The sequence below is a fragment of the Epilithonimonas pallida genome (assembly GCF_900182975.1).
GTDB classification, from domain to species: domain Bacteria; phylum Bacteroidota; class Bacteroidia; order Flavobacteriales; family Weeksellaceae; genus Epilithonimonas; species Epilithonimonas pallida.
The window spans coordinates 233,956-255,887 of record NZ_FXUO01000003.1; the positions used below are offsets into that span (position 1 = coordinate 233,956).

The 21,932-nt window shown below is 36.5% G+C and carries 20 protein-coding genes and 1 riboswitch; of the genes, 5 read left to right on the plus strand and 15 right to left on the minus strand.

Annotated elements, in window-relative coordinates; genetic code table 11:
- Window positions 1-237 carry a PspC family transcriptional regulator gene (locus tag QOL71_RS07185; RefSeq protein ID WP_283416261.1) on the plus strand — a complete coding sequence of 79 codons (237 nt, stop codon included), beginning with the start codon at window positions 1-3 and terminating at the stop codon, window positions 235-237.
- 68 nt (window positions 238-305) lie between these two features.
- Here the strand turns inward: QOL71_RS07185 and QOL71_RS07190 are convergent, their stop codons facing one another.
- The 6 genes from QOL71_RS07190 to asnS form a co-directional block, all read right to left on the minus strand.
- Window positions 306-1,079 carry a succinate dehydrogenase/fumarate reductase iron-sulfur subunit gene (locus QOL71_RS07190; protein WP_283416262.1) on the minus strand — a complete coding sequence of 258 codons (774 nt, stop codon included), beginning with the start codon at window positions 1,077-1,079 and terminating at the stop codon, window positions 306-308.
- A 23-nt stretch (window positions 1,080-1,102) separates the two neighbouring features.
- Window positions 1,103-3,112, minus strand: a complete 2,010-nt coding sequence (locus QOL71_RS07195) for a fumarate reductase/succinate dehydrogenase flavoprotein subunit (RefSeq protein WP_379953374.1) — start codon at window positions 3,110-3,112, stop codon at window positions 1,103-1,105.
- 14 nt (window positions 3,113-3,126) lie between these two features.
- Window positions 3,127-3,786, minus strand: a complete 660-nt coding sequence (locus tag QOL71_RS07200; protein WP_283416263.1) for a succinate dehydrogenase cytochrome b subunit — start codon at window positions 3,784-3,786, stop codon at window positions 3,127-3,129.
- Window positions 3,787-3,975: 189 nt separating this feature from the next.
- Window positions 3,976-5,439 (minus strand): RNA polymerase factor sigma-54, encoded by a 1,464-nt coding sequence (gene rpoN, locus QOL71_RS07205; RefSeq protein ID WP_120213943.1) that lies wholly within the window; start codon window positions 5,437-5,439, stop codon window positions 3,976-3,978.
- Window positions 5,440-5,593: 154 nt separating this feature from the next.
- Window positions 5,594-7,666, minus strand: a complete 2,073-nt coding sequence (locus tag QOL71_RS07210) for a M13 family metallopeptidase (RefSeq protein ID WP_283416264.1) — start codon at window positions 7,664-7,666, stop codon at window positions 5,594-5,596.
- 119 nt (window positions 7,667-7,785) lie between these two features.
- Window positions 7,786-9,234 carry an asparagine--tRNA ligase gene (gene asnS, locus QOL71_RS07215; RefSeq protein ID WP_283416265.1) on the minus strand — a complete coding sequence of 483 codons (1,449 nt, stop codon included), beginning with the start codon at window positions 9,232-9,234 and terminating at the stop codon, window positions 7,786-7,788.
- Between the two features lie 156 nt (window positions 9,235-9,390).
- Between asnS and QOL71_RS07220 the strand changes: the two genes are divergently transcribed.
- From QOL71_RS07220 to QOL71_RS07235, 4 genes are all read left to right on the plus strand, one after another.
- Complete coding sequence (locus tag QOL71_RS07220; RefSeq protein ID WP_283416266.1) at window positions 9,391-10,197, plus strand: helix-turn-helix domain-containing protein; 807 nt, start codon at window positions 9,391-9,393, stop codon at window positions 10,195-10,197.
- Window positions 10,198-10,380: 183 nt separating this feature from the next.
- Window positions 10,381-12,027, plus strand: coding sequence for a serine hydrolase domain-containing protein (locus tag QOL71_RS07225; protein ID WP_283416267.1), 1,647 nt, complete (start codon window positions 10,381-10,383; stop codon window positions 12,025-12,027).
- 48 nt (window positions 12,028-12,075) lie between these two features.
- Complete coding sequence (locus QOL71_RS07230; RefSeq protein WP_283416268.1) at window positions 12,076-12,330, plus strand: hypothetical protein; 255 nt, start codon at window positions 12,076-12,078, stop codon at window positions 12,328-12,330.
- Window positions 12,320-12,601, plus strand: coding sequence for a type II toxin-antitoxin system RelE/ParE family toxin (locus QOL71_RS07235; RefSeq protein ID WP_283416269.1), 282 nt, complete (start codon window positions 12,320-12,322; stop codon window positions 12,599-12,601). The genes QOL71_RS07230 and QOL71_RS07235 overlap by 11 nt, the downstream gene beginning before the upstream one ends.
- 3 nt (window positions 12,602-12,604) lie before the next feature.
- Here the strand turns inward: QOL71_RS07235 and rimM are convergent, their stop codons facing one another.
- The 9 genes from rimM to QOL71_RS07280 all read right to left on the minus strand — a co-directional run bounded on the left by rimM (window position 12,605) and on the right by QOL71_RS07280 (window position 21,683).
- Entirely contained in the window at window positions 12,605-13,147 is a 543-nt protein-coding gene (rimM, locus tag QOL71_RS07240; protein ID WP_283416270.1) for a ribosome maturation factor RimM, read from the minus strand.
- A gap of 76 nt (window positions 13,148-13,223) precedes the next feature.
- Window positions 13,224-13,796: a 30S ribosomal protein S16 gene (locus QOL71_RS07245; RefSeq protein WP_283416271.1), complete on the minus strand. Its 573-nt coding sequence runs from the start codon at window positions 13,794-13,796 to the stop codon at window positions 13,224-13,226.
- Between the two features lie 428 nt (window positions 13,797-14,224).
- Window positions 14,225-15,517, minus strand: coding sequence for a cryptochrome/photolyase family protein (locus tag QOL71_RS07250; protein ID WP_283416272.1), 1,293 nt, complete (start codon window positions 15,515-15,517; stop codon window positions 14,225-14,227).
- A gap of 29 nt (window positions 15,518-15,546) precedes the next feature.
- A complete protein-coding gene (locus tag QOL71_RS07255) occupies window positions 15,547-16,059 on the minus strand; it encodes a nitroreductase family protein (RefSeq protein ID WP_283416273.1) in 513 nt (170 codons plus the stop codon).
- A 56-nt stretch (window positions 16,060-16,115) separates the two neighbouring features.
- Complete coding sequence (locus tag QOL71_RS07260) at window positions 16,116-16,565, minus strand: GreA/GreB family elongation factor (protein ID WP_283416274.1); 450 nt, start codon at window positions 16,563-16,565, stop codon at window positions 16,116-16,118.
- Between the two features lie 87 nt (window positions 16,566-16,652).
- Entirely contained in the window at window positions 16,653-17,327 is a 675-nt protein-coding gene (gene trmD / locus QOL71_RS07265; RefSeq protein WP_283416275.1) for a tRNA (guanosine(37)-N1)-methyltransferase TrmD, read from the minus strand.
- 83 nt (window positions 17,328-17,410) lie between these two features.
- Complete coding sequence (locus QOL71_RS07270) at window positions 17,411-18,670, minus strand: NAD(P)/FAD-dependent oxidoreductase (RefSeq protein ID WP_283416276.1); 1,260 nt, start codon at window positions 18,668-18,670, stop codon at window positions 17,411-17,413.
- A gap of 147 nt (window positions 18,671-18,817) precedes the next feature.
- Complete coding sequence (locus tag QOL71_RS07275; RefSeq protein ID WP_283416277.1) at window positions 18,818-19,849, minus strand: YncE family protein; 1,032 nt, start codon at window positions 19,847-19,849, stop codon at window positions 18,818-18,820.
- 19 nt (window positions 19,850-19,868) lie between these two features.
- The gene (locus QOL71_RS07280) at window positions 19,869-21,683 is read right to left on the minus strand and encodes a TonB-dependent receptor plug domain-containing protein (RefSeq protein ID WP_283416278.1); all 1,815 of its coding nucleotides are present in this window, start codon (window positions 21,681-21,683) and stop codon (window positions 19,869-19,871) included.
- Window positions 21,684-21,708: 25 nt separating this feature from the next.
- A riboswitch (cobalamin riboswitch) is annotated at window positions 21,709-21,903 on the minus strand.
- Window positions 21,904-21,932 lie beyond the last annotated feature (29 nt).

Consider the following 21,932-nt stretch of genomic DNA (forward strand, 5'->3'; position numbering starts at 1 on the left):
ATGAAAGAGCCTAGAGTTGTTAACGGTTTACGACATAAGATGGAAAGGGAGTGGTTTGGTGTTTTGACGAGATACGGAACCAAACTCGGTATTCCTGTTTCCAAATTACGGGTTTTCTTTATCTATTCTACTTTTGCAACAGCAGGGATTTTCTTTTTGTTTTATCTTGGCCTGGCTTTTATGCTTTGGGTAAAGGATTGTATCATTACCAAAAGGCCGAGTGTTTTTGATTTGTAAGTTATTCCAAATGAAAAATCCGGTTGAATTGCAACCGGATTATATTTTTATATGCTCTGTTTTTTAGATTAAGAATTAGCTGTAGTAAGATTAGCTACGGCATATTCTCTGTTCATTCTTGCAATATTTTCCAGAGAAATTCCCTTTGGACATTCTACTTCACAAGCTCCGGTATTGGAACAGTTTCCGAAACCTTCTTCGTCCATAGCTTTCACCATGTTCAGAACTCTTCTTTTCGCTTCTACACGACCTTGTGGCAATAATGCAAACTGAGAAACTTTGGCACCCACAAATAACATTGCAGAACCATTTTTACAAGTGGCTACACAAGCTCCACAGCCTATACAGGCAGCGGCATCCATTGCTTTATCAGAATCTTCTTTTGGAACAAGAATATTGTTTGCATCGGTGGTGTTCCCGGATGTGTTCACAGAAATAAAGCCGCCTGCAGCCATTACTCTGTCAAATGCGCTTCTGTCAACCACCAAATCTTTGATTACCGGAAAAGCAACACTTCTCCAAGGTTCGATGTGGATCGTTTCGCCATCCTTGAAATGACGCATGTGCAGCTGACAAGTGGTAATCCCAGTGTCCGGACCATGCGCTCTACCATTGATATATAGCGAACACATACCACAGATTCCTTCACGACAATCATGATCAAATGCAACCGGGTCTTTCCCGTCGTTGATTAGTTGTTCATTCAGGATATCCAACATTTCCAGGAATGAAGAATCTGTTGAAACGTCAGAAATTTTATAAGTTTCGAATTGTCCCTTCGATTTATTATTTTTTTGTCTCCAAATTTTCAGCGTAAGATTTAAGCCTTTTTTTGCACTCATTTTTATATATTTTTGAATGGAGATTATTTGTAACTTCTTGCTTTAACTTCGATATTTTCATACACAAGCTCTTCCTTGTGCATTACTTCGGCATTGATGTCCATACCTTTATATTCCCAGGCGGCAACATATTTGTAATTCACATCATCACGTTTTGCCTCTCCATCCGGAGTAGAGTGGTCTTCACGGAAGTGTCCTCCACAAGATTCGTTTCTGTTAAGCGCATCGATTGCCATCAGTTGTCCTAGTTCCAGGAAGTCAGCAACTCTGAAAGCTTTTTCCAATTCAGGATTCAGATTATCGGCTTCACCGGGAACTTTTACATTCTGCCAGAAGTCTTTTCTTACTTCTTCGATTTCTTTGATGGCTTCTCTTAAGCCCTCAGGCGTTCTTCCCATTCCCACTTTATTCCACATGATGTGGCCTAGTTTTTTATGGAAATAGTCAACTGAATGCGTTCCTTTATTAGTTAAGAAGAAATTGATCTTATCTTTAATCTCTTTTTCTGCATCGTCAAAGGCTGCAGATTCTGTCGGAATTTTACCAGTTCTGATGTCAGCAGAAAGATAATCAGCAATTGTATAAGGCAAGACGAAATATCCGTCTGCCAAACCTTGCATCAAAGCAGAAGCTCCTAATCTGTTAGCACCGTGATCTGAGAAGTTAGCTTCTCCGATTACGAAACATCCGGGAATTGTAGATTGCAAATTATAATCTACCCATACGCCACCCATTGTGTAGTGTACAGCAGGATAAATTTTCATTGGCGTTTTGTAAGGGTCATCAGCGGTAATTTTCTCGTACATTACGAATAAGTTACCATATTTCTCTTCAATCCACTTTTTACCAAGATCGTATATCTGTTGTTCCGTTGGATTATGGATATGTTTTTCGATAGCGGCTTCTTTACCTTTTTTCATGATTTCTGTAGAGAAATCCAGGTAAACGCCTTCTTTCGTATCGTTATTTTCAATTCCGTAACCTGCGTCACATCTTTCTTTACCAGCTCTGGATGCAACGTCTCTTGGTACCAGGTTACCAAAAGCAGGATATCTTCTTTCAAGGTAATAATCCCTGTCTTCTTCTTTAATATTTTCAGGTCTAAGTTTTCCTTCTCTGATGGCAACAGAATCTTCGATATTTTTAGGAACCCAGATTCTTCCTGAGTTTCTAAGAGATTCTGACATCAAAGTCAGTTTAGACTGCTGAGTTCCGTGAACCGGAATACAAGTCGGGTGAATCTGTACGTAACAAGGGTTTGCAAAATAGGCTCCCTTTTTATGAATTTTCCAGGCTGCAGAAACGTTGGATCCCATTGCGTTGGTAGAAAGGAAATATACGTTTCCATAACCTCCGGAAGCAATAACAACTGCGTGGGCTGAATGTCTTTCGATCTCACCGGTTACAAGATTTCTTGCAATGATTCCTCTTGCTTTTCCGTCAACAATTACAAGGTCCATCATCTCATGACGGTTGTACATCTTGATTCTGCCTTTACCGATCTGACGGCTCATTGCAGAGTATGCACCTAACAATAGCTGTTGTCCCGTTTGTCCTTTTGCGTAAAATGTTCTTTTCACCTGAACCCCACCAAACGAACGGTTATCTAGCTGACCACCGTAATCTCTCCCGAAAGGAACTCCCTGAGAAACACACTGGTCGATAATATTAGCAGAAACTTCAGCTAATCTGTAAACGTTAGCTTCTCTTGCGCGGTAGTCTCCACCTTTGATCGTGTCATAGAACAATCTGTAAGTTGAATCACCGTCGCCCTGATAATTCTTAGCCGCATTGATTCCTCCCTGAGCTGCAATTGAGTGTGCTCTTCTAGGAGAATCCTGATAACAGAATGCTTTTACATTATAGCCTTGTTCAGCAAGAGTCGCAGCAGCAGAACCGCCGGCTAATCCTGTCCCAACAATAATGATATCTATTTTGTCTCGGTTGTTTGGAGCAACCAAGTTCATATGATCTTTATGATGTTTCCATTTGTCCTTAAGCGGACCAGCAGGAATTTTTGAATCTAAACCCATAATTAACTTTTATATTATTGAGTAACGAAATGATAAATTGCAATGATGATAAATCCAAGCGGAATGATAACGGAGTACCAATTTCCAAATGCTTTGATAAAAGGCGTATACTTTGGATGTCTTGCTCCTATAGATTGAAAAGAAGACTGGAATCCGTGTGCTAAGTGCAGGCCTAATAATACGAAAGCAATTACATACAGAACAACTCTCCATATATCATGGAACTTGTGGTGCAATTCTTCCCAATATCTCAACTCATCAGGATTGTTCCCTTGGATATACTTATAACTGATTTCCGGATACCAAAAATCATAAAAATGCAAAGCTAAAAATGCTAAAATAACAGCGCCGGAAATCAACATGTTTCTGGACATCCATGTAGAGTTTGCAGAACCATTGTTCATCGCATATTTTACAGGTCGTGCATTATTGTTCTTGATTTCCAGAACAAAGCCCATTACAAAATGGAAAACCACTGCAAAAATCAGGATTGGCTGCATCAAAAACTGAACGGCAGGATTGTATCCCATAAAATGAGATGCCGTGTTGAATCCATCTTCGCTGAAGATTGAAATAAAATTGGTGGACAAGTGCATCACCAAAAAAATCAGCAAAAACATTGCTGAAAGTGCCATAGCATATTTTCTGCCTATAGAAGACGTAATACCTGCCATAATTCTGTTGTTATTTGAATTTTCACAAATTTAGAAAATAGTTGAGTGATATAACATTGAGAAATGTCAGAAAAATATAGTTTGTAATCTTTCTAAATAACGTTAAAATAATGTTAACGAATGTTTCAAAATTTATAATACTCTGTTTGTAAAATCAATAAAAAACCTCGAAATAATTCGAGGTTGGATTTATAATTCTTTTCTTAATCTTGCTACCGGGATATTCAGTTGTTCGCGGTATTTTGCAATTGTTCTTCTTGCAATGTTGTAACCTTTTTCTTTGAGGATTCCCACAAGAGCGTCATCAGTATAAGGTTTTCTCTTATTTTCCTTGTCTATAGCTTCCTGAAGGTGTTGCTTGATTTCTTTTGTAGAAACCTCTTCGCCATCATCATTGGTTAATGAATCAGAAAACAGGTTTTTAAGATAAACAATTCCGTTAGGAGTGTCTGCATATTTGCTTTTTACGACTCTGGAAATGGTCGAGATATCGAAGCCTGTAATGTCAGCAACATCTTTCAGAATCATCGGTTTGATATTTTTCTCGTCGCCGGTCAGGAAATAATCTTTCTGAAGTTTTACAATCGCAGTAATAGTTTGCAGTAGTGTATTTTGTCTTTGGTTGATTGCATCAATATACCATTTTGCAGCATCCAGTTTTTGTTTGATGAAAAGTGCTGCCTGCTTATGTTCTGCAGAATTTTTATCGTGAGAATAAGTTGATAGGATCTCTTTATATTCTTCAGATACCCTTAGAGTCGGCGCATTTTTATTATTCAAAGAAGGAATAACTTGGTTGTCTTTGATTTGAATCACAAAGTCCGGGATAATCTCTTGATTAATAGTGATCGTTTGTGTATCAAAGTTTCCTCCAACTTTTGGTGATAATCTTGAGATTTCGTCCAAAGCTTCTTTCAGATCCTCTTCTTCGATGTCATACTTCTGAAGAATCTTATTGTAATGCTTATTTGCTAATGCATCAAACTGATTTCGCAGGATGTTTCCTGCTAAAATTACCGCGGAGTCAGAGCTTACTTTTTTCTCGATCTGCAAAAGAAGACATTCTCTAAGATCTCTTGCTCCGACACCTGGGGGATCCAGTTTTTGAACATAATTTTCAAGAATATCTGTTACTTTTTCGATGGTTGTATATATACCTTGTGAGAATGCTAGGTCATCAACGATGGATTTGATTTCTCTTCTAAGGTAGCCATCTGTATCAAGGTTTCCGATAATATACTCTGCAATTTTCAAATCTTCTTCATCAATATTAGAAAGCCGAATTTGCTCCAAGAGATAATCGTAAAGTGTCTGACCTTCTGTTAAAAGGGACTGATTGTCAAATTCTTCATCATCGGCGGAATAATTACTGCTTGCGGTTTTATAGCTTGGTTCGTCATCGTAAAGATACTCATCAACATCAAAATCTGTTTCGATACTTTCATTGCCCTCACTTTCGTATTCTTCGTCTGCTTTGGAATAGTCTTCTTCCGCATTTTCATCCGCTACTTTTTCTAAAGCGGGGTTTTCTTCCAGTTCTCTTTCCAATTCCTCTTCAAACTCCAAAGTATGAAGTTGTATCAGCTTCATCAATTGGATCTGTTGAGGCGCTAGTTTTTGACCGAGTTTAAGTTGTAGATTTTGCTTTAGCATAATTTTTCAATTGTCAATTTAATGATCAACTTTACGAAGTTAGAAAAATATTTTTTAAAAACAACAAGTTTAGCACGATTTTTGATGTATTACTTTTAAGTTAAATAGTTAGTAAAATAAAAAACCTTCAGATTGCGGTCTGAAGGTTTTTTATTTACCAGATTTTGATTCGGTTTTCCGGAGCTACGTACAATTTGTCTCCAGGCTTGATGTCAAATGCTTTTTGAAATGCATCCATATTCACCAGTGGTCCAAAACTTCTGTAATATCCCGGCGAATGCGGATCGGTTTTAACCTGGTTGGTCATATACTTGTCTGTAGATTTGGTTCTCCAAACGGTTGCCCAGCTCATAAAGAATCTTTGATCTTGTGTCAAACCGCTAATTTTTCCAGGATTTCCGTGGTCTTTCAGATACATTTGTAAAGCTGTGTAAGCAACATTAATTCCGCCTAAATCTCCAATGTTTTCTCCACTAGTGAATTTTCCATTCACGAAACTTCCTTTCACTGGTTCGTATTTATCATACTGCGCTGCCAGCTGTCCCACTTTTTCATCAAAGTTCTTTCTGTCGCTGTCTGTCCACCAATTGTTCAGGTTTCCATCGCCGTCGAAACGGGAACCGCTGTCATCGAATCCGTGAGAAATCTCGTGACCTATAACACCACCGATTCCGCCAAAGTTAACAGCAGGATCGGCTTTGAAATTGAAAAACGGCGGTTGCAATATCGCTGCCGGAAAGACAATTTCGTTATTCGAAGAACTGTAGTAGGCATTCACGGTTTGTGGCGACATTCCCCATTCCGTCTTATCTACCGGTTTTCCTACTTTGTCCAGATTCTTCGCATATGTCCACTCTGTGATTTTCTCGAGATTATCAAAGTAGGTTCCGCCATTGGATGCGAGTTTAAGATTTAATTTTGAATAATCTTTCCACTTGTCCGGATAAGCGATTTTCACTTTGAATTTTGATAATTTTTCCAATGCCTTTTCCTTGGTTACTGGCGACATCCATTCAAGATTTTCGATATGGAGTTTGAATGATTTTTTGATGTAATCTACATACGTTTCCATTTTTTGCTTGGCTTCCGCTGGGAAATTTTTCTCAACGTAAAGTTTTCCAAAAGCTTCTCCTAAAACGCCGTTGATTACTCCAAGCCCACGTTTTTCCATAGAACGCTGCTCCTGCTGACCTTGCAGATATTTGGAATAGAAATCAAAGCGGATATTGTCCAGATTCTGGTCCAGATTGCCTGCATTGTTATTCAGAAGGTCATACTTCATATATTCTTTGATGAGTCCGATATTGTTGTCGGTCATCCAAGAATCCATATTTTGATAATATTTCAATTCGCCAATAATCACTTTGTCTGTGTTAACGCCAACCGTTTTAAGATAATCCGGAAGGTTGATGTTTTTCACCAAAGGTTTTAATTCTTCAACGGTTTTCGGATTGTACCGCAAATTCGCATCACGACCTTGTTCCAGAGTCAAAAGGTCTTGTGCCAGTTTTTTCTCGAAATCAACAATTTGCTGAGCTGTTGCATCAGGATTTTTGTTGCCCAAAACCGTCTCAAGTTTGGCAACGTAGTTTTTATACTCAGCTAAAGTTTTGGTATTGGCATCATTTACTTTTTGATAGTAATCTTTGCCTAAACCTAAACTTGGTCCACCCAGATAAACCGCATTCATTACGGAGTTTTTCATATCTGCACTAACTCGCCATCCATAAAAAGGATTATCTCCGGAAGGTGTAGCTTCGATAAGATATTTTTGTAGATCCTTGACGTTTTTAATGGCGTCAATTTTTCCTAATTGTGATTGAATAGGCTTGATACCTTCTGCATTTCGTTTTTTCCAGTCTATGAAAGTTCCGTACAGTGCCTGAATTTTTTCGCCTTCCGAATTGGGTGCAAATTTCTCCGAAAGCACCTTGTTCAGAATATCCAAAGATGCCACATCCACATCCTCTCTCAAAGCGTTGAAAGAACCCCAACTTGGCTTGTCAGAAGGAATCACAGCGGTTTTCATCCAGCCGCCATTCACATAATTATAGAAGTCATCCTGAGGTCTCACACTATTGTCCATATAGGAAAGGTTGATGCCTTCATCTTTTGACGTGTTGGTTTGTACGGATTTCTGGCTTGCGGTTCTGTTCTGTGCCGTGACAGTACTGCCAACATAAAAGGTGACGCCGACTGTTATCAGGTAAATGCTTAACTTTTTCATTAAAGATTTATTTTTAATATTTTCAAATCTAATGATTTTAAATTTTATTGATATTCATAAAAAAATTCCTTCAGTTTTAATTGAAGGAATTTTGCTTTTATTTATTGTCTGAATGATTCTTAGAATTCTGCACTTTTCGGTGTTCTCGGGAAAGGAATTACATCTCTGATGTTGGTCATTCCTGTTACAAAAAGAACCAGTCTTTCCAATCCTAAACCAAATCCGGCGTGCGGAACTGAACCGAATCTTCTAGTGTCAAGATACCACCAAAGTTCTTCTTCGTCAACGTGCATTTCTGCCATTTTCTTTTTCAAAACATCCAGTCTCGCTTCTCTTTCAGAACCACCGATAATTTCACCAATTCCAGGGAAAAGGACATCCATTGCTGCAACCGTTTTGTTGTCATCGTTCAGTTTCATATAGAATGCTTTGATTTCTTTCGGATAATCGAACAAAACAACCGGACTTTCGAAATGTTTTTCTACTAAGAATCTCTCGTGCTCAGACTGCAAATCGGTTCCCCATTTTTCAACAGGATAAACGAATTTTCCTTTTTTATTTTCTTTAGAATTCAGCAAAATCTCAATCGCCTCTGTATAAGATACTCTTTTGAATCTCTTCGCAATCACATTTTCCAGCTTTTCGATAAGACCTTCTTTTGCTCTTTCTTTTTCTGGTTTAGATTTTTGTTCTTCGGCAAAACGTTTGTCAAGGAAATCCAAATCGTCTTTGCAGTTATCCAAAACATATTTAATTACATATTTCAGAAAATCTTCTGCCAAATCGATGTTATCTTCCAAATTGTTGAAAGCCACTTCCGGCTCAATCATCCAGAACTCAGCTAAGTGACGTGTTGTATTCGAGTTTTCTGCACGGAACGTTGGTCCGAAAGTATAAATTCTTCCCAATCCCATTGCCGCAGTTTCGCCTTCCAATTGTCCGGAAACGGTCAGGTTAGTTTTTTTACCGAAGAAATCCTGAGAAAAATCTATTTCGCCTTCTTCTGTTTTTGGAATTTGATTAAGGTCGAAGTTGGTAACGCCGAACATTTCACCAGCGCCTTCTGCATCAGCTCCTGTAATTACAGGCGTATTGATGTAGAAAAACTGATTTTGATTGAAGAAGGAGTGAATCGCAAAACTCACCGCGTGTCGCACTCTGAAAACTGCTCCAAACAAATTGGTTCTGAATCTCAAATGCGCTTGTTCACGCAATTTTTCCAAACTGTGTTTCTTAGGTTGAAGAATGGTTGCCTGTAATTCGTCAAAGAAATTATCTCCCAAAACAGTGATTTTCTTAGCGATGATTTCTACAGTTTGACCTGCACCTTGACTTTCCACCACTTCACCTACAACTTTCAAAGACGAAGCAGTATTGATTCTCTTGATAGTTTCTTCGTCGAAATTTTCAAAATCTACAACCACTTGCAGATTATTGATTGTAGAACCGTCATTAAGAGCTATAAAACGGTTAGAACGGAACGCTCTAACCCAACCCTGAACGGTAATGTCGTGATGCAAAACTTTTTTGTAATCTGCTAATAAGTCTTTAATCGTCTGTCTTTTCATCGTATAAACTTTGTAAAGTTCCTTCTTTAAAATTAGTGAGTGCAAATTTAGAAAAAAAAGACAACCTGAATGTATAAATACTACCATATTGATATCGAATTAAATATAAATTTGTTTATTTGATGTAAATCCCGATATTTATTTTAAATTCAAAAAATGAACACACTTCGTAATGGCGAATTTTTTGGACGGACCAATGAAAAGCTCAACTTCGATGGATTGACCATTACGGACACAGAATACACGCATCCTTATGTCGATTGGCATTATCACGAGAATCCTTATTTCACTTTTCTGCTTCAGGGAAATATGACGGAAGGGAACAAGAAAGAAATCCACGATTGTTCTGCCGGAACTTTGCTTTATCATCATTGGGAAGACGCGCACTACAACATCAAACCGGACATTTTTACGCGGGGTTTCCATATCGAAATTACAGAAGAATGGTTTGAGAAATTTCATGTTTCGAAAGAAAATATGGAAGGCAGCTTTAAGATCAAAAATCCTGCTTTCAAATTATTGATTTATCAGATTTTCAAAGAATCAAAATTGAATGATAATTCTTTTGAATTAAGCATTAATCAAACTTTATTGAATCTTTTTAGCCAATTGTCCAATCAGAAAAGTTCCTCTGGAAAGAAACCGATTTGGGTCAATCAGATTGATGAAATTCTTCACGAGAGTTTTACGGAAAAGTTGAATTTAACCGAACTTTCAAAAACTCTGAACATTCATCCGATGCATTTGAGTCGTGATTTTCAAAAATATTTTCAGTGTAACTTGGGAGAATATATCAGAAAACTTAAAGTCGAGAAATCATTGATTTTACTTAATCAAAATGATTCTTTGTGCGAAGTTGCTTTGGAATGTGGATTTGCTGATCAAAGCCATTTTATCCGGTGTTTTAAAGAAAATGTAGGAATTACACCTTTGAAATATAGAAATATTCTGAAAAAACTCTGATTTACCACAAAGACACAAAAGCTTATTTTCATAACACAAAGATCACAAGGTTTGACTTCGTCAAATATTAAAATAATTTGTGTTCTTTGTGAAAATCTCTGTGTCTTTGTGGATCACAACGATGTTAATTTCATTCTATTTTTTTCAAAAGTCAAAGTTTAATTTTGTCAGATAAAATTTACAATGAAATCAACTTTTTTATTTCTCCTGATTTTTGTATTCGGATTTTCTCAAAGTCAAACTAAAAATATCGTTGAGCCTGAAAAAATCGAAAATCCCATTCAGAAAAAGCATTTGAATCAAATTCTGTTTTTAGATAAAGTAATTTCAATTGACAATCTCCAGGAATCTGATTTTCTTAAAACAATGACTTTTCAGGAAGATAAAGATTTTGAAATCAGGGTTTTCCTGGATAATTCTTTGGTCAATTATCTTTATCAGCTTGATGATTCTTTGACTGTTGATGAGTTGCTTAAAAAAGGAAATTACCAATTCAATTTTTATGTTGACGGAAAATTGGTTTATACCGAAAATCTTAATTCCGGAGCGGGAAAAATGGAAGATAAAAAAATTAAAACCAATTTCAGAATTCCGTTTCTGAATACGAAAAATGAAGATTCATGGGGAAGATATCTTTGGATGAGGTTTTTCTTTGCAAATGGCGGAATGGACGCTTTGGAAGTCGGAAATCATACTTTGAAAATCGAAATCAAACCATATTTGAAAACTTCAACTCTGAAAGTTGGAAATGTGATTGCATCAGGCGAAATTCAATTAATTGTTCCGAAAAAAGATGTTTCTGAAGAACAAGTTGCGGTTCAAAAAATCAAACAAAATAGTGGTTGGCAAATTTCTAATGAAAAAATCAACCAAGAGAAAATCAGACTTCTCAATCAGAAAATTGCTGAAAACAGATTCAGGGAAATAACGGGAATTGTTGTGATTAAAGATGAAAAATTGTTGTTGGAAGAATATTTCAACGGTTATAACAGAGACAGCTTAAATGACACGCGTTCGGTCGGGAAATCCTTTTCTTCAGCTTTGATGGGAATTGCAATTAAAGACGGTTATATCAAAAATGAAAATCAAACTCTGAAAGATTTTTATGATTTGAAACGATTCAAAAATTATTCTCTGAAAAAAGATAGTGTTACGCTTAAAAGTTTATTGACAAAGAGTTCTGCTTTTGACGGGAACGATGAAGATTATGATTCTGCGGGTAACGAGGAAAATATGTATCCAACGGATAATTGGGTCAAATTTACTTTGGATTTGCCAATGACTGAAAATAAGATTGGAAAAACTTGGCATTATTTCACAGCTGGTGTTGTTGTTTCCGGAGATATTCTGGACAAATCGGTTCCTAAAGGTTTAAAGGATTATGCAGACAAAAAACTATTCCAACCACTTGGCATTACGAATTACAAATGGCAGTTCACACCTCAAAACAAACCTTCTTTAGCAGGTGGATTACGAATGCGAGCTTTGGATTTTGCCAAGTTCGGGCAGCTTTATAAAAATAACGGAACTTGGAACGGGAAAAGAATTTTGGAAAAGAATTGGATTCAGAAAACCTTTACTAACTATTTTGCTGATAACAAAGAATCAGAAGGTTACGGTTACTTGTTCTGGCGAAAGATTTATAAAGTTGGCGACAAAAGTTTTGAATCTTATCAATCTAGCGGAAATGGCGGAAACAAAATTATCATTTTTAAAGAAATTCCAATTGTAATGGTCATCACTGCAAAAGCTTATAACAGACCTTATGCACATTCTCAGGTTGATAAAATTGTTCAGGAGTATCTGTTGCCTTCTGTTTTGAACGAGTGATTTTGATTCAATCTTAAATTTTATTTTTAACTTTGATGAAATTCTACAATGATGACTGCTTTAGAAAAATCTATATATCAGGAAATTACAGAAAAACTTAAAGGTGCTCCCAAAAGTATTTTAGAGCAAGTTTTGGGATATGTAGATAGTGTTTTGGAAAATAAAACTAATGCTAATTTTAATGATTTGAATGGTCAGATTCAAGAAGATTATGCTAATTACAAATCTGGAAAATCAGAGCTTTTGGATATTGATGATGTTGAAAAGGAAATAAAGAATTTTATTTCTGAAAATGAAAATTGAAATTACTTCAAGTTTCCGGGATAAACTTAAAAGACAGATTCAATACATTTCAAAAGATAAACCTCAAGCAGCCAGAAAGTTCAATCAACTGGTTTTTCAAGAAATAAGAAAACTTTCTGATAATCCTAAGAAAAATAGGATATCCATCTTTTTTGATGACAAGAATATCAGAGACCTTGTCATAAAAGGTTACCTGATTGTTTATGAAATTTTGCCCCACGAAAATAAAATTGTCGTTTTTGGATTTTATAAATGGGAAGAAAATCTTTAAAACTTACTCGTCTTTTTTCGAAGGGATTAAGAAAACATCCATCAAACCTTCTGGTAAAAACATCTTGATGAATTTCTCTTCACGATTCACTTCCAGAATCCAGTCTCTGATAATCGGAATGATGATTTCTTTTCCGGCAAGGTCAAGGATGAAATAATTCTGAGCGGTCTGGTCATTGATAGAAACAATATTTCCACAAGTTTTTCCATCAGCTTCACGGATTTCGAAACCAATCACTTCGTGGTAATAGAATTTTTTCCCGGTCAATGGCGGTAGAGTAGAAAGTGGAAGATAAACACCTTTTCCAAGCGATTGATTCACCAAGGCTTCGGAAGAATTTTTGAAAGAAATAATTTTGGTGTCTGCTTTGGACCAGGATTGTTTCTCCACAAAAAAAGGAACTAGTAAACCATTGACTTCCACAAAAATCGATTCCAGTTTGTTGTACATCTCAGGTTGGTCTGTGTCTAGTTTTAAGATAACATTCCCTTGTAATCCGTGTGTTCTGGTAATCGTTCCTAAAAAATAACAATCTTCTTTTTTCATTATTTCCGATGATGAATTTTTAAACAACAAAGACACGAAAACTTCGTGTCTTTGTTTTGTATCTTTTGTTAAAGAATTAAGCCTGAGTTTCTTCAGTTCCTTCTGCCTCAGCAGTTGGCTCTTCAGTAGCAGCTTCTTCTGTTGCAACTTCCTCAGCAGGAGCGTTAGCAGCCTCTTCATCAGCTTTTGCATCAGCCTCAGCTTTCGCAGCAGCATCAATTCTTGCCTGGTTTACTTTTGCTTCAGCTTCCAGAGCTGCTTTTTTAGCATCAGCTTTAGCCGTTGATAAACCTTCAACTTTTCCTTGTACTTTAGCATCTTTAGCCTCAACCCAAGCAGCGAATCTCTTCTCAGCTTCAGCCTCGTCAAAAGCACCTTTGGCAACACCACCTTGAAGGTGTTTTTTGTACAAAGCACCTTTGTAAGAAAGGATAGCTCTTGCAGTATCAGTTGGCTGAGCTCCGTTGTTTAACCACTTTACAGCAGAATCAACGTTCAAATCGATAGTTGCAGGGTTAGTAATTGGGTTGTAAGTTCCTAGTTTCTCGATGAATCTACCATCTCTTCTAGCTCTTGAATCTGCAACCACGATGTGGAAAAAAGGTTTCCCTTTTGATCCGTGTCTTTGTAATCTGATTTTTACTGACATAAATTTTAAATTTGTGGGATCACGTCCCGATTAAATATTAAGTGCGCAAAGATACAAAAAAAGTTCAATGTTCAATAGCTTGGATTAAAAAATCTAAAAACCTTAAGAATAGAACTTTAAACTTTCAATTTTTAGGAATCGGGAACCTGCTTTCCGTTGCAATTCCTTGCTCCGCAGTCTCGCTGCTGGATTTCCACTACAAAACGAAGTTTCGGCGATTCCATTAAATAATTATAAAAAGAAAGAGTCAATCGGGGCTATGGATTTTGTCATCCAATCCAAGATTTATCAAATCATAAAAATTAACAAAACTCAAAAATCAAAATTCCAAAAACTAAAGTGCTCTTATGTGAACTAAATCAAAAATCAAATAATTCACTTAAGTGTTTATAAAAAAACTATTGTGTCTTTTGTGATTGAGAAAAATATCAGCTCAAAGCTTTCTTATAGACTGCCAAAGCTCTTTCTCTCGCAAATTGGTGTTCCACAATTCTGTTATTCAGAACACTGTTTTCAAAATCAGGATTCCACTTTTTGATATATTTCAAATCCTTATCAAATTTCTTTGTTTGCTCATCCGGATTGAAAACTCTGAAATAAGGCGCTGCATCGCAGCCGCAACCTGCTGCCCATTGCCAATTTCCGTTGTTGGCGGACAAATCATAATCCAATAATTTCTTAGCAAAATAAGCTTCGCCCCAACGCCAGTCAATCAGGAGGTGTTTTGTAACGAAACTTGCCACCACCATCCGGATTCTGTTGTGCATCCGCCCGGTTTGGTTCAGTTGCCGCATTCCCGCATCTACAATTGGATAACCTGTTTCGCCTTTGCACCATTTTTCAAATTCAGATTCGTTGTTGCGCCATTGGATATCTTCATATTTTTCCTTGAAACAATGCTTCACCACTTTCGGAAAGTGAAAAAGAATCTGCATGAAAAACTCTCTCCAAATCAATTCATTAAGCCAGGTTTCATTATGACTCAAAGCAAATTTCACACACTTCCGAATCGAAATTGTTCCAAATCTCAAAGCGATTCCCAAATGTGTTGTGGCGTCCAAAGCTGGAAAATCTCGGTTTTCATCGTAAACATCAATGATTTTGGATTCCAGTTTTGGCTCTTCAAATTCCAAGTCTGTTTTCTCGAATCCGATTTCCTTTAAGGTTAAGATTTTCTTTTTTGGTAGTTTTTGAAATTGGTCGTTCTTCAGATTATTTGTGTTGTAATCCTTTTCTGAAAGCAATTTCTTCCACTTTTTAGAAAAAGGTGTGTAAACCGTGTAAGGCTCGCCATTATCTTTTACAACTTCGTTTTTCTCAAAAATCACCTGGTCTTTGAAATCGATAAACTCAATGTTTTTTGAATGGAGAAAATCCTTAACCTCGTCATCTCTTTTGATTGCCGAAGGTTCATAATCTCTGTTGCAATAAACCGATTGGATATCATATTCTTTTTGTAATTGTTTGAAAATATCCAAAGGTATTCCATAGAATGTCAAGAATGAACTTCCAATCTCGTGCAATTGGTTATTGATTCTTTCGACAGCTTGATGGATGTAATCTACACGGCGGTCGTATTTATCTTCGAGAAGGTCAAGGATATCTTTGTCAAAAATAAAAATGGGGATTACTTTTTCATCAGCTTTCAACGCTTCGGACAAGCCTTTGTTGTCATCCAAACGAAGGTCTCTCCGAAACCAGAATATTGAGATTTTTTGCATTGATAATTTTATAATAAATCAATAAAAAATTATTCCAAACTTCCCAGATAAAACAATCCCAAACATTGTTGATTCTCTTCAATTTTCAAAGAATCTTTCAAGTTGTTTACGATTTTTGGAGAACTCCAATAACAGCCGATTCTGTAGGCGGTGCAAGTGAGATACATATTTTGTACAGCCATAGATGTTGCGGCAATTTCTTCCCAGTCCGGAACTAATCCGCTGAATTCGACCACAATTGAAATGACAGCGTTGGCTTTCGAAATTTTAAAACTAATATCATCATATTTTTTTTGCAGAAACTGAAAGTCTGGTGTGATTTCTTTGTAAATATTTTGTAATTCCTGACCAAGATTTTGTTTTTCCTCAGCTTTGAAGACTTTGAAGCGCCAAGGTTTTGTACGTTTATGATTCGGAGCTAGAACGGCATTGCTGAGAATTTCGTCAATGATATGCTGTGGAATTTCTTTGTCCGAGTAATCTTTTGGGAAGATGCTTCTGCGCTCTTCTATAATGTGTTTGAGAATTGTTGCGTTTTCCATTCCGTAAAATTACGAATTAGAATTAGGTAATCTTTAATTTTGAAAATCAAAATCGATTAAAAAATTTCCACAATTTCCTGACTGATTCTATTAAGGATAAACGAATCGCCGGGTTTCATTCCCATCATTGTCTGCGCCATCGGACTTTCGGGAGAAATGGCATAAAAACGGTCACCCTGAAAGAAAAATTCTCCCAAAGAAACAGAAATATAAAAACGGGCTTTGTTGGTAATAACCAGTGAACCTAATTTTACAACATCGGATTCCGAATTCAGGACTTTTCGCATCTGGTTCTGCATACTTTTCAATGAAACCATTTGCTTATCCAAGTGATAAATCTCCTCCTGAATCTCCTCTCTTATCGAATCATATTTTGATGTTTTTTTGATATCACGGCTGGCTTCCAGAGAGAAGTTGAGGTAAAATTCCAAAGTTTTCACTTTCCCCGAAATGCTGTCGTTCACAAAATCCCGTAATTCACTTTTATCATAAACAGTCTTCTGCATAAATCCAATTTTAAATAAAGATAATGATTTTAGAAACAAATAAAAACCTCTCTAGAAATTAGAAAGGTTATGTGATTATATCATTAATTATTCCAAAAGATCGGGTCTTCGCTCTTTCGTGATCCTCACAGCTTCATCGTGACGCCAATCTTCTATCGCTGCAAAATTACCGCTCAACAAAATTTTCGGAACAGCTAAATCCTTATAAACCTCAGGCCTTGTATAGATTGGCGGTGATAAAAGGTCGTCCTGAAAACTGTCTGTCAGGGCGCTTTGTTCGTCATTCAAAACACCTGGTAAAAGCCTAATCACAGAGTCTGCCAGAACACAAGCTGCTAATTCTCCGCCGGTTAAAACATAATCACCAATGGAAATTTCTTTTGTAATGTGTAAATCACGAACTCTCTGGTCGATACCTTTGTAATGGCCGCAAAGAAAAATCAGATTCTTTTTAATTGATAAGGTATTGGCGATTCTTTGGTTCAATGTTTCGCCGTCAGGAGTCAGATAGATGATTTCATCATAATCTCTTTGAGATTTAAGTTCGGAGATGCATTTGTCCAACGGTTCTACCATCATCACCATGCCAGCGCCGCCGCCATAAGGTTCATCATCGATCTGGCGATGTTTATTAATGCTCCAGTCTCTGATGTTATGAAAATGAACTTCTGCCAGTCCTTTTTCCATCGCTCTTTTGAGGATTGATGTTTTGAACGGACTTTCCATAAGTTCAGGAACTACGCTGATGATATCGATTCGCATATTTTTTATAATTGATAAAAGATAAATGATGAATGATGAGCGACGAATTGTAATCAATTATCAATCATCGATTATCATCTATATTATTGTTCTGTTGGGTTTTTGTTGGAAGGTGCAATTATCAATCTCAGAGATGAGTCTTTATTAAAATAGCTCCACATCCAGTTGAAGAAAATCGCAATTTTGTTTCTGACGCTCAGAATCAGCATCAAATGTAAGAACATCCAGAAATACCAAGCAAGAAAACCCTGAAATTTAAATTTAGGCAAATCAACAACCGCTCTGTGTTTCCCGATGGTAGCCATAGAACCGCGGTCAATGTATTCGTATTCCTGCCAGTCTTTTTCTGAATTTTTTTTGAAATTTTTAGCGAGATTTTTCCCTTGATTGATTGCAACATTCGCGACCTGAGGATGACCTTGCGGATATTTTGGTGTTTCCATATAAGCGATATCACCAATTGCAAAGATATTATCGTAACCTTTTACCTGATTGTAACGATTAACGATATATCGGTTTCTCACAAGATTTTCTTTATTGAAATCATCAATGATATTTCCGGTAACACCTGCTGCCCAGATCACATTATTTGTGGGAATCGAGTTGCCACTTTGCATATAGATTTTGTCACCGTCATAATCTGTTACCCGTTCATTTTTCAGAAATTTCACACCAAGCTGAATCAGGTATTTTTCCGCAGCGTCCTGAGATTCCTGGCTCATTGCTTCCAACGGTTTGTCGCCGGAACTGATGAGAATGATGTTGAGGTCAGAAAAATTCATTCTTGGATAATCTCTCGGCATTATGTAGGTTTTCATTTCAGAAAATGCACCGGCTAGCTCAACACCTGTCGGCCCGCTTCCTACAATTACAAGATTCCAGTTGCCGTCATCGCTCGCTTTTCTTTCGATAATCATCTTTTCGAAAGTCATTAAAATGTGATTTCTGATGGTGATCGCTTCTTGAGTATTTTTCATTCCCAATGTCAGTTCCTGCATCTTTTGATTACCAAAAAAATTAGTTCTGCAGCCTGTCGCTATCACCAATTTATCATAGGTAAAAACACCATCTTTACCAATAATTTTATTTTCTGAAGGAATAATTTTCTCAATTTCTGTCATCCGGAACTGGATGTTTTTCGATTTCTGGAAAATCTTCCTGAAAGGAAAAGAGATGTTGGAAGGCTCAATGCGCCCGGTTGCAACCTGATAGAATAATGGCTGGAACATGTGATGGTTCATCCTGTCGATGACCATTACTTTATATTTTGGATTGTTGTTAAGATGACGTGCGAGCTGTAAACCTGCAAAACCTCCTCCGATGATGACGATCTTTTCCCTCATTGTGAATTTTTTATAAAATTAAGCTTTATTTTTCGAATTCTGCTATGCAAAAATTGTGCTTAACAGTTTGGATTTGATTTTTATTTCCAAAAAATAAGCTCTTCCAAATACCAGGAAGAGCTTATAAAAACACAAATGATGAAAAAATTAATTTTTATAAAAACCTCCGGCGATAATGCCAGCTGAAAATGTTTTCTCAAGATTGCCGGTAAGAGAATAAACAGAAATTTTAGATGCTTCTTTGTAATCCTTAGCATCGGAAATGAAAATTTTACCATTAAGAACTTCCAAAGCATAGATTGTAGAATAATCTGTAAACGGAGCAATCGTAAAAGTAGGAACAGGCGTAGATGTGCCTGATAAATCGGTTACATAAACGTTTCCTTTTGAATTGAAAACAACCTTGTTATTTCCAATACTCAGGTTTTCTCCATTTGAAATTCCTGCATATTTGGTTTCCTTTGTGATTTCACCCGCAGCATTGATTTGATATAAATAAGTATCCACATAATCATTGGTTAATGTATATACCGCATTGTCAGCTGCAACAGTTTTAGTGATCTGTCCGTGTGGAAGTGTAATAAGTTTTTCTACTTCGTTTGCGCTGTTGATAACCGAAATTTTATTTCCAAATCCATAAGAAGCATGTTGAACAAAAACCTTATTACCCGCGGAAACAATCCTTTCTACAGTGTCCGTAAAGTTTATTTTTTTCACGAAATTATTGTTGGCAGAATTATAAACCGCAACATATTGATCTCCATTATAGGTGCTGTTTGTAACATAAAAACTGTTGTTCGCAAAAGTAATGTAACGTGGCTGCTTTACATTGTCCGTAATAGTTGCCGTTTTATTGAATCTGAAACGATTGACAACTTCGATTTTGTTAGAATTATTAGCAACAATATAGGCTTGATCTCCGGAAAACCCAATATTGTTAACAACATCTCCAAGATCGGCATTATTCACTTTTTTGTAGATTCCGTTTTCTATTGTAGAAAAATCGGCCGGGATAAAAGAAACTTCACCGCTAGGTGTTCCAAAGTTACCTTCATTTGAAACAAGGATTCCGCTGTATGACTTTTCCTGATTTTTGAAATTAAAGTCATCGTCATTACAAGAAGCAACCAGCAATAATGCCGATGCAAAAAAACAAGTTAAAAGGTTGTTGATTTTCATATGTATTAAAATTATTTATTTAAAAATTCAGGTTAAGATTGACAGCGTAATTTCTTTTCGGCATAAAATAATAATTCACTGTTTGATAGATTTCATCAGTTATATTATTGATTTTAAATCCTAACTGTATGTGTTTCGTTGGATTCAGTTTGATTCCTGCATTGAGAACAAAATAATTCTCCAGATAATTAATTTCACTGTCATCAACGTAACGCTTGCTGTTATACAAAGCCTGGAAAAATAATCCAATGATTTTGTATTGATAACTGCTGTTGAAATTGATCTGATGAAACGGAACGTAACTTAGCTGCTTTTTGGTTTCCAAATCTACAGATCTGGTGTGCGAATAGCTAATCTTGGCGTCAACCTTATGATTGTTCCAATTTTTATTAAAAGACAGTTCGGTTTCCAAGCCATAAAAATCAACTTTTTTTACATTCTTTGGAGACCAGATGGCAGGAGTTACAGGAACCCATTGGATCATATCAGTCATTTTGATATAATAAGGCGTAATTCCCAGTTTGAAATTGTGATAGCTAAAATAATGCGACATCTCTGCCTGATAAGAAGTTTCCGGAATCAAATCCCGGTTTCCGCCAGGTTCCCAATACAGGTCATTGAAAGTTGGGGCTTTGAAATTCCTGGAAATATTAATTGAGCTTTGATACCAGTTGTTGACGAGATATTTTGCACTGGCAGAAAACAGAAACGGACTCTTGTAACCTTCTACAAAATCCTGTTTTGCGCCCAGCTCCCAGTAGAATTTTTCAAGGTTTACGTTTCTGTAGAGTAACGAAAAGTTAGCGGCGTTTCTTTTTGGATTCTGAATACCCGAACCAAAACCTTCTGCTTCATTATACTGATATTCTGTAATAAGGTTAAAAGATGATTTTTTTGAAACCAAAAAGTCAAGATCATTTCTTACAATATATTGTTTGCCAATTCCGCTGCTTGTTTTTGGTTTATCAATATCGCTGAAATACTGGAAATTGTCTTCTATATAAGCAAGCTTCAAATTATTTTTAAATTGTCCGGAACGTAATTTCCAACCCGCCAGATTTCGGATTGTCTGAACCTGATATTTTGTTTTGGTTTGATTTTCCGAAAAAATAGGGTAGTGCTGATCGCTGTCATAATATTGACTTTGCCAGTAGAGTTCATTATTCGGATTAATTTTATAACCTAAACCAAGATTGAAACTGGTGTTCTGGTATTCGCCGTTTCGGTTGATGAATTTTTTTTCAGTAATTTCAAAATCATTTTTGCTTTGTGAATGATTGATATCAGCATTGAAGCTGAAATTCTCATTACTAAATTTCCCCCGAACCAAAGAATTAATAGTTGCAAATGAACCATATTCTGAGAAAACAGTTCCTTCAAAACCTTTGTTATAATCCAGGCTATTGTTGAGGTGTATTGAGCCGCCAATGGCACCGCTTCCGTAGATTACACTTCCGCCTCCGAATTTGATTCCGACATTTTCATAACTCAAAGGATTCAAGTTATTAATGTCGCCTTGCCCCAGAAAAATTGAATTGATGTTGATTCCGTTCCATACAAAAGCGGTGTGCGAAGCCAATGTTCCCCGAAAAGAGGGTGATGAAGTTGAACCCCTTCCGTTCTCTTTGATGTAAATATTGGACTGGAATCTCAACAAATCTGATAAAGAAGTTGAATTTTCCAGGATTTTATCAGAAGTGAGGTTGGATGTTTTTGCAGTTTTTGAAACTTTACTGAATTGATTATCAATGAATACGGTGTCGATCAAAGATTCCTGGGCGGAAACCTGATGCAATAAGCTGATTAAAAAAAAAGTAACAATACGTTTCATCATAACCTGCCTTTCCTCCGAAAGCATTTATTAAAAATTATCCTTGGCAGGTCTCCTGACTTTCGCTGATTTTGCGCCTTCTCACTCGATTTTTGGCGGGCAATGGCAAGATTGCAAAATATTGGATTGCGATTTACAGTTGCGGGGACAGTCGGAGAATTGCACTCCGTTCCCTTTTAATCCCGAATAAAAACATTCGGAAACCAAAGTCCGGCAAAGATAATTATAATTAAATTAGTAAAAAGGTATTTT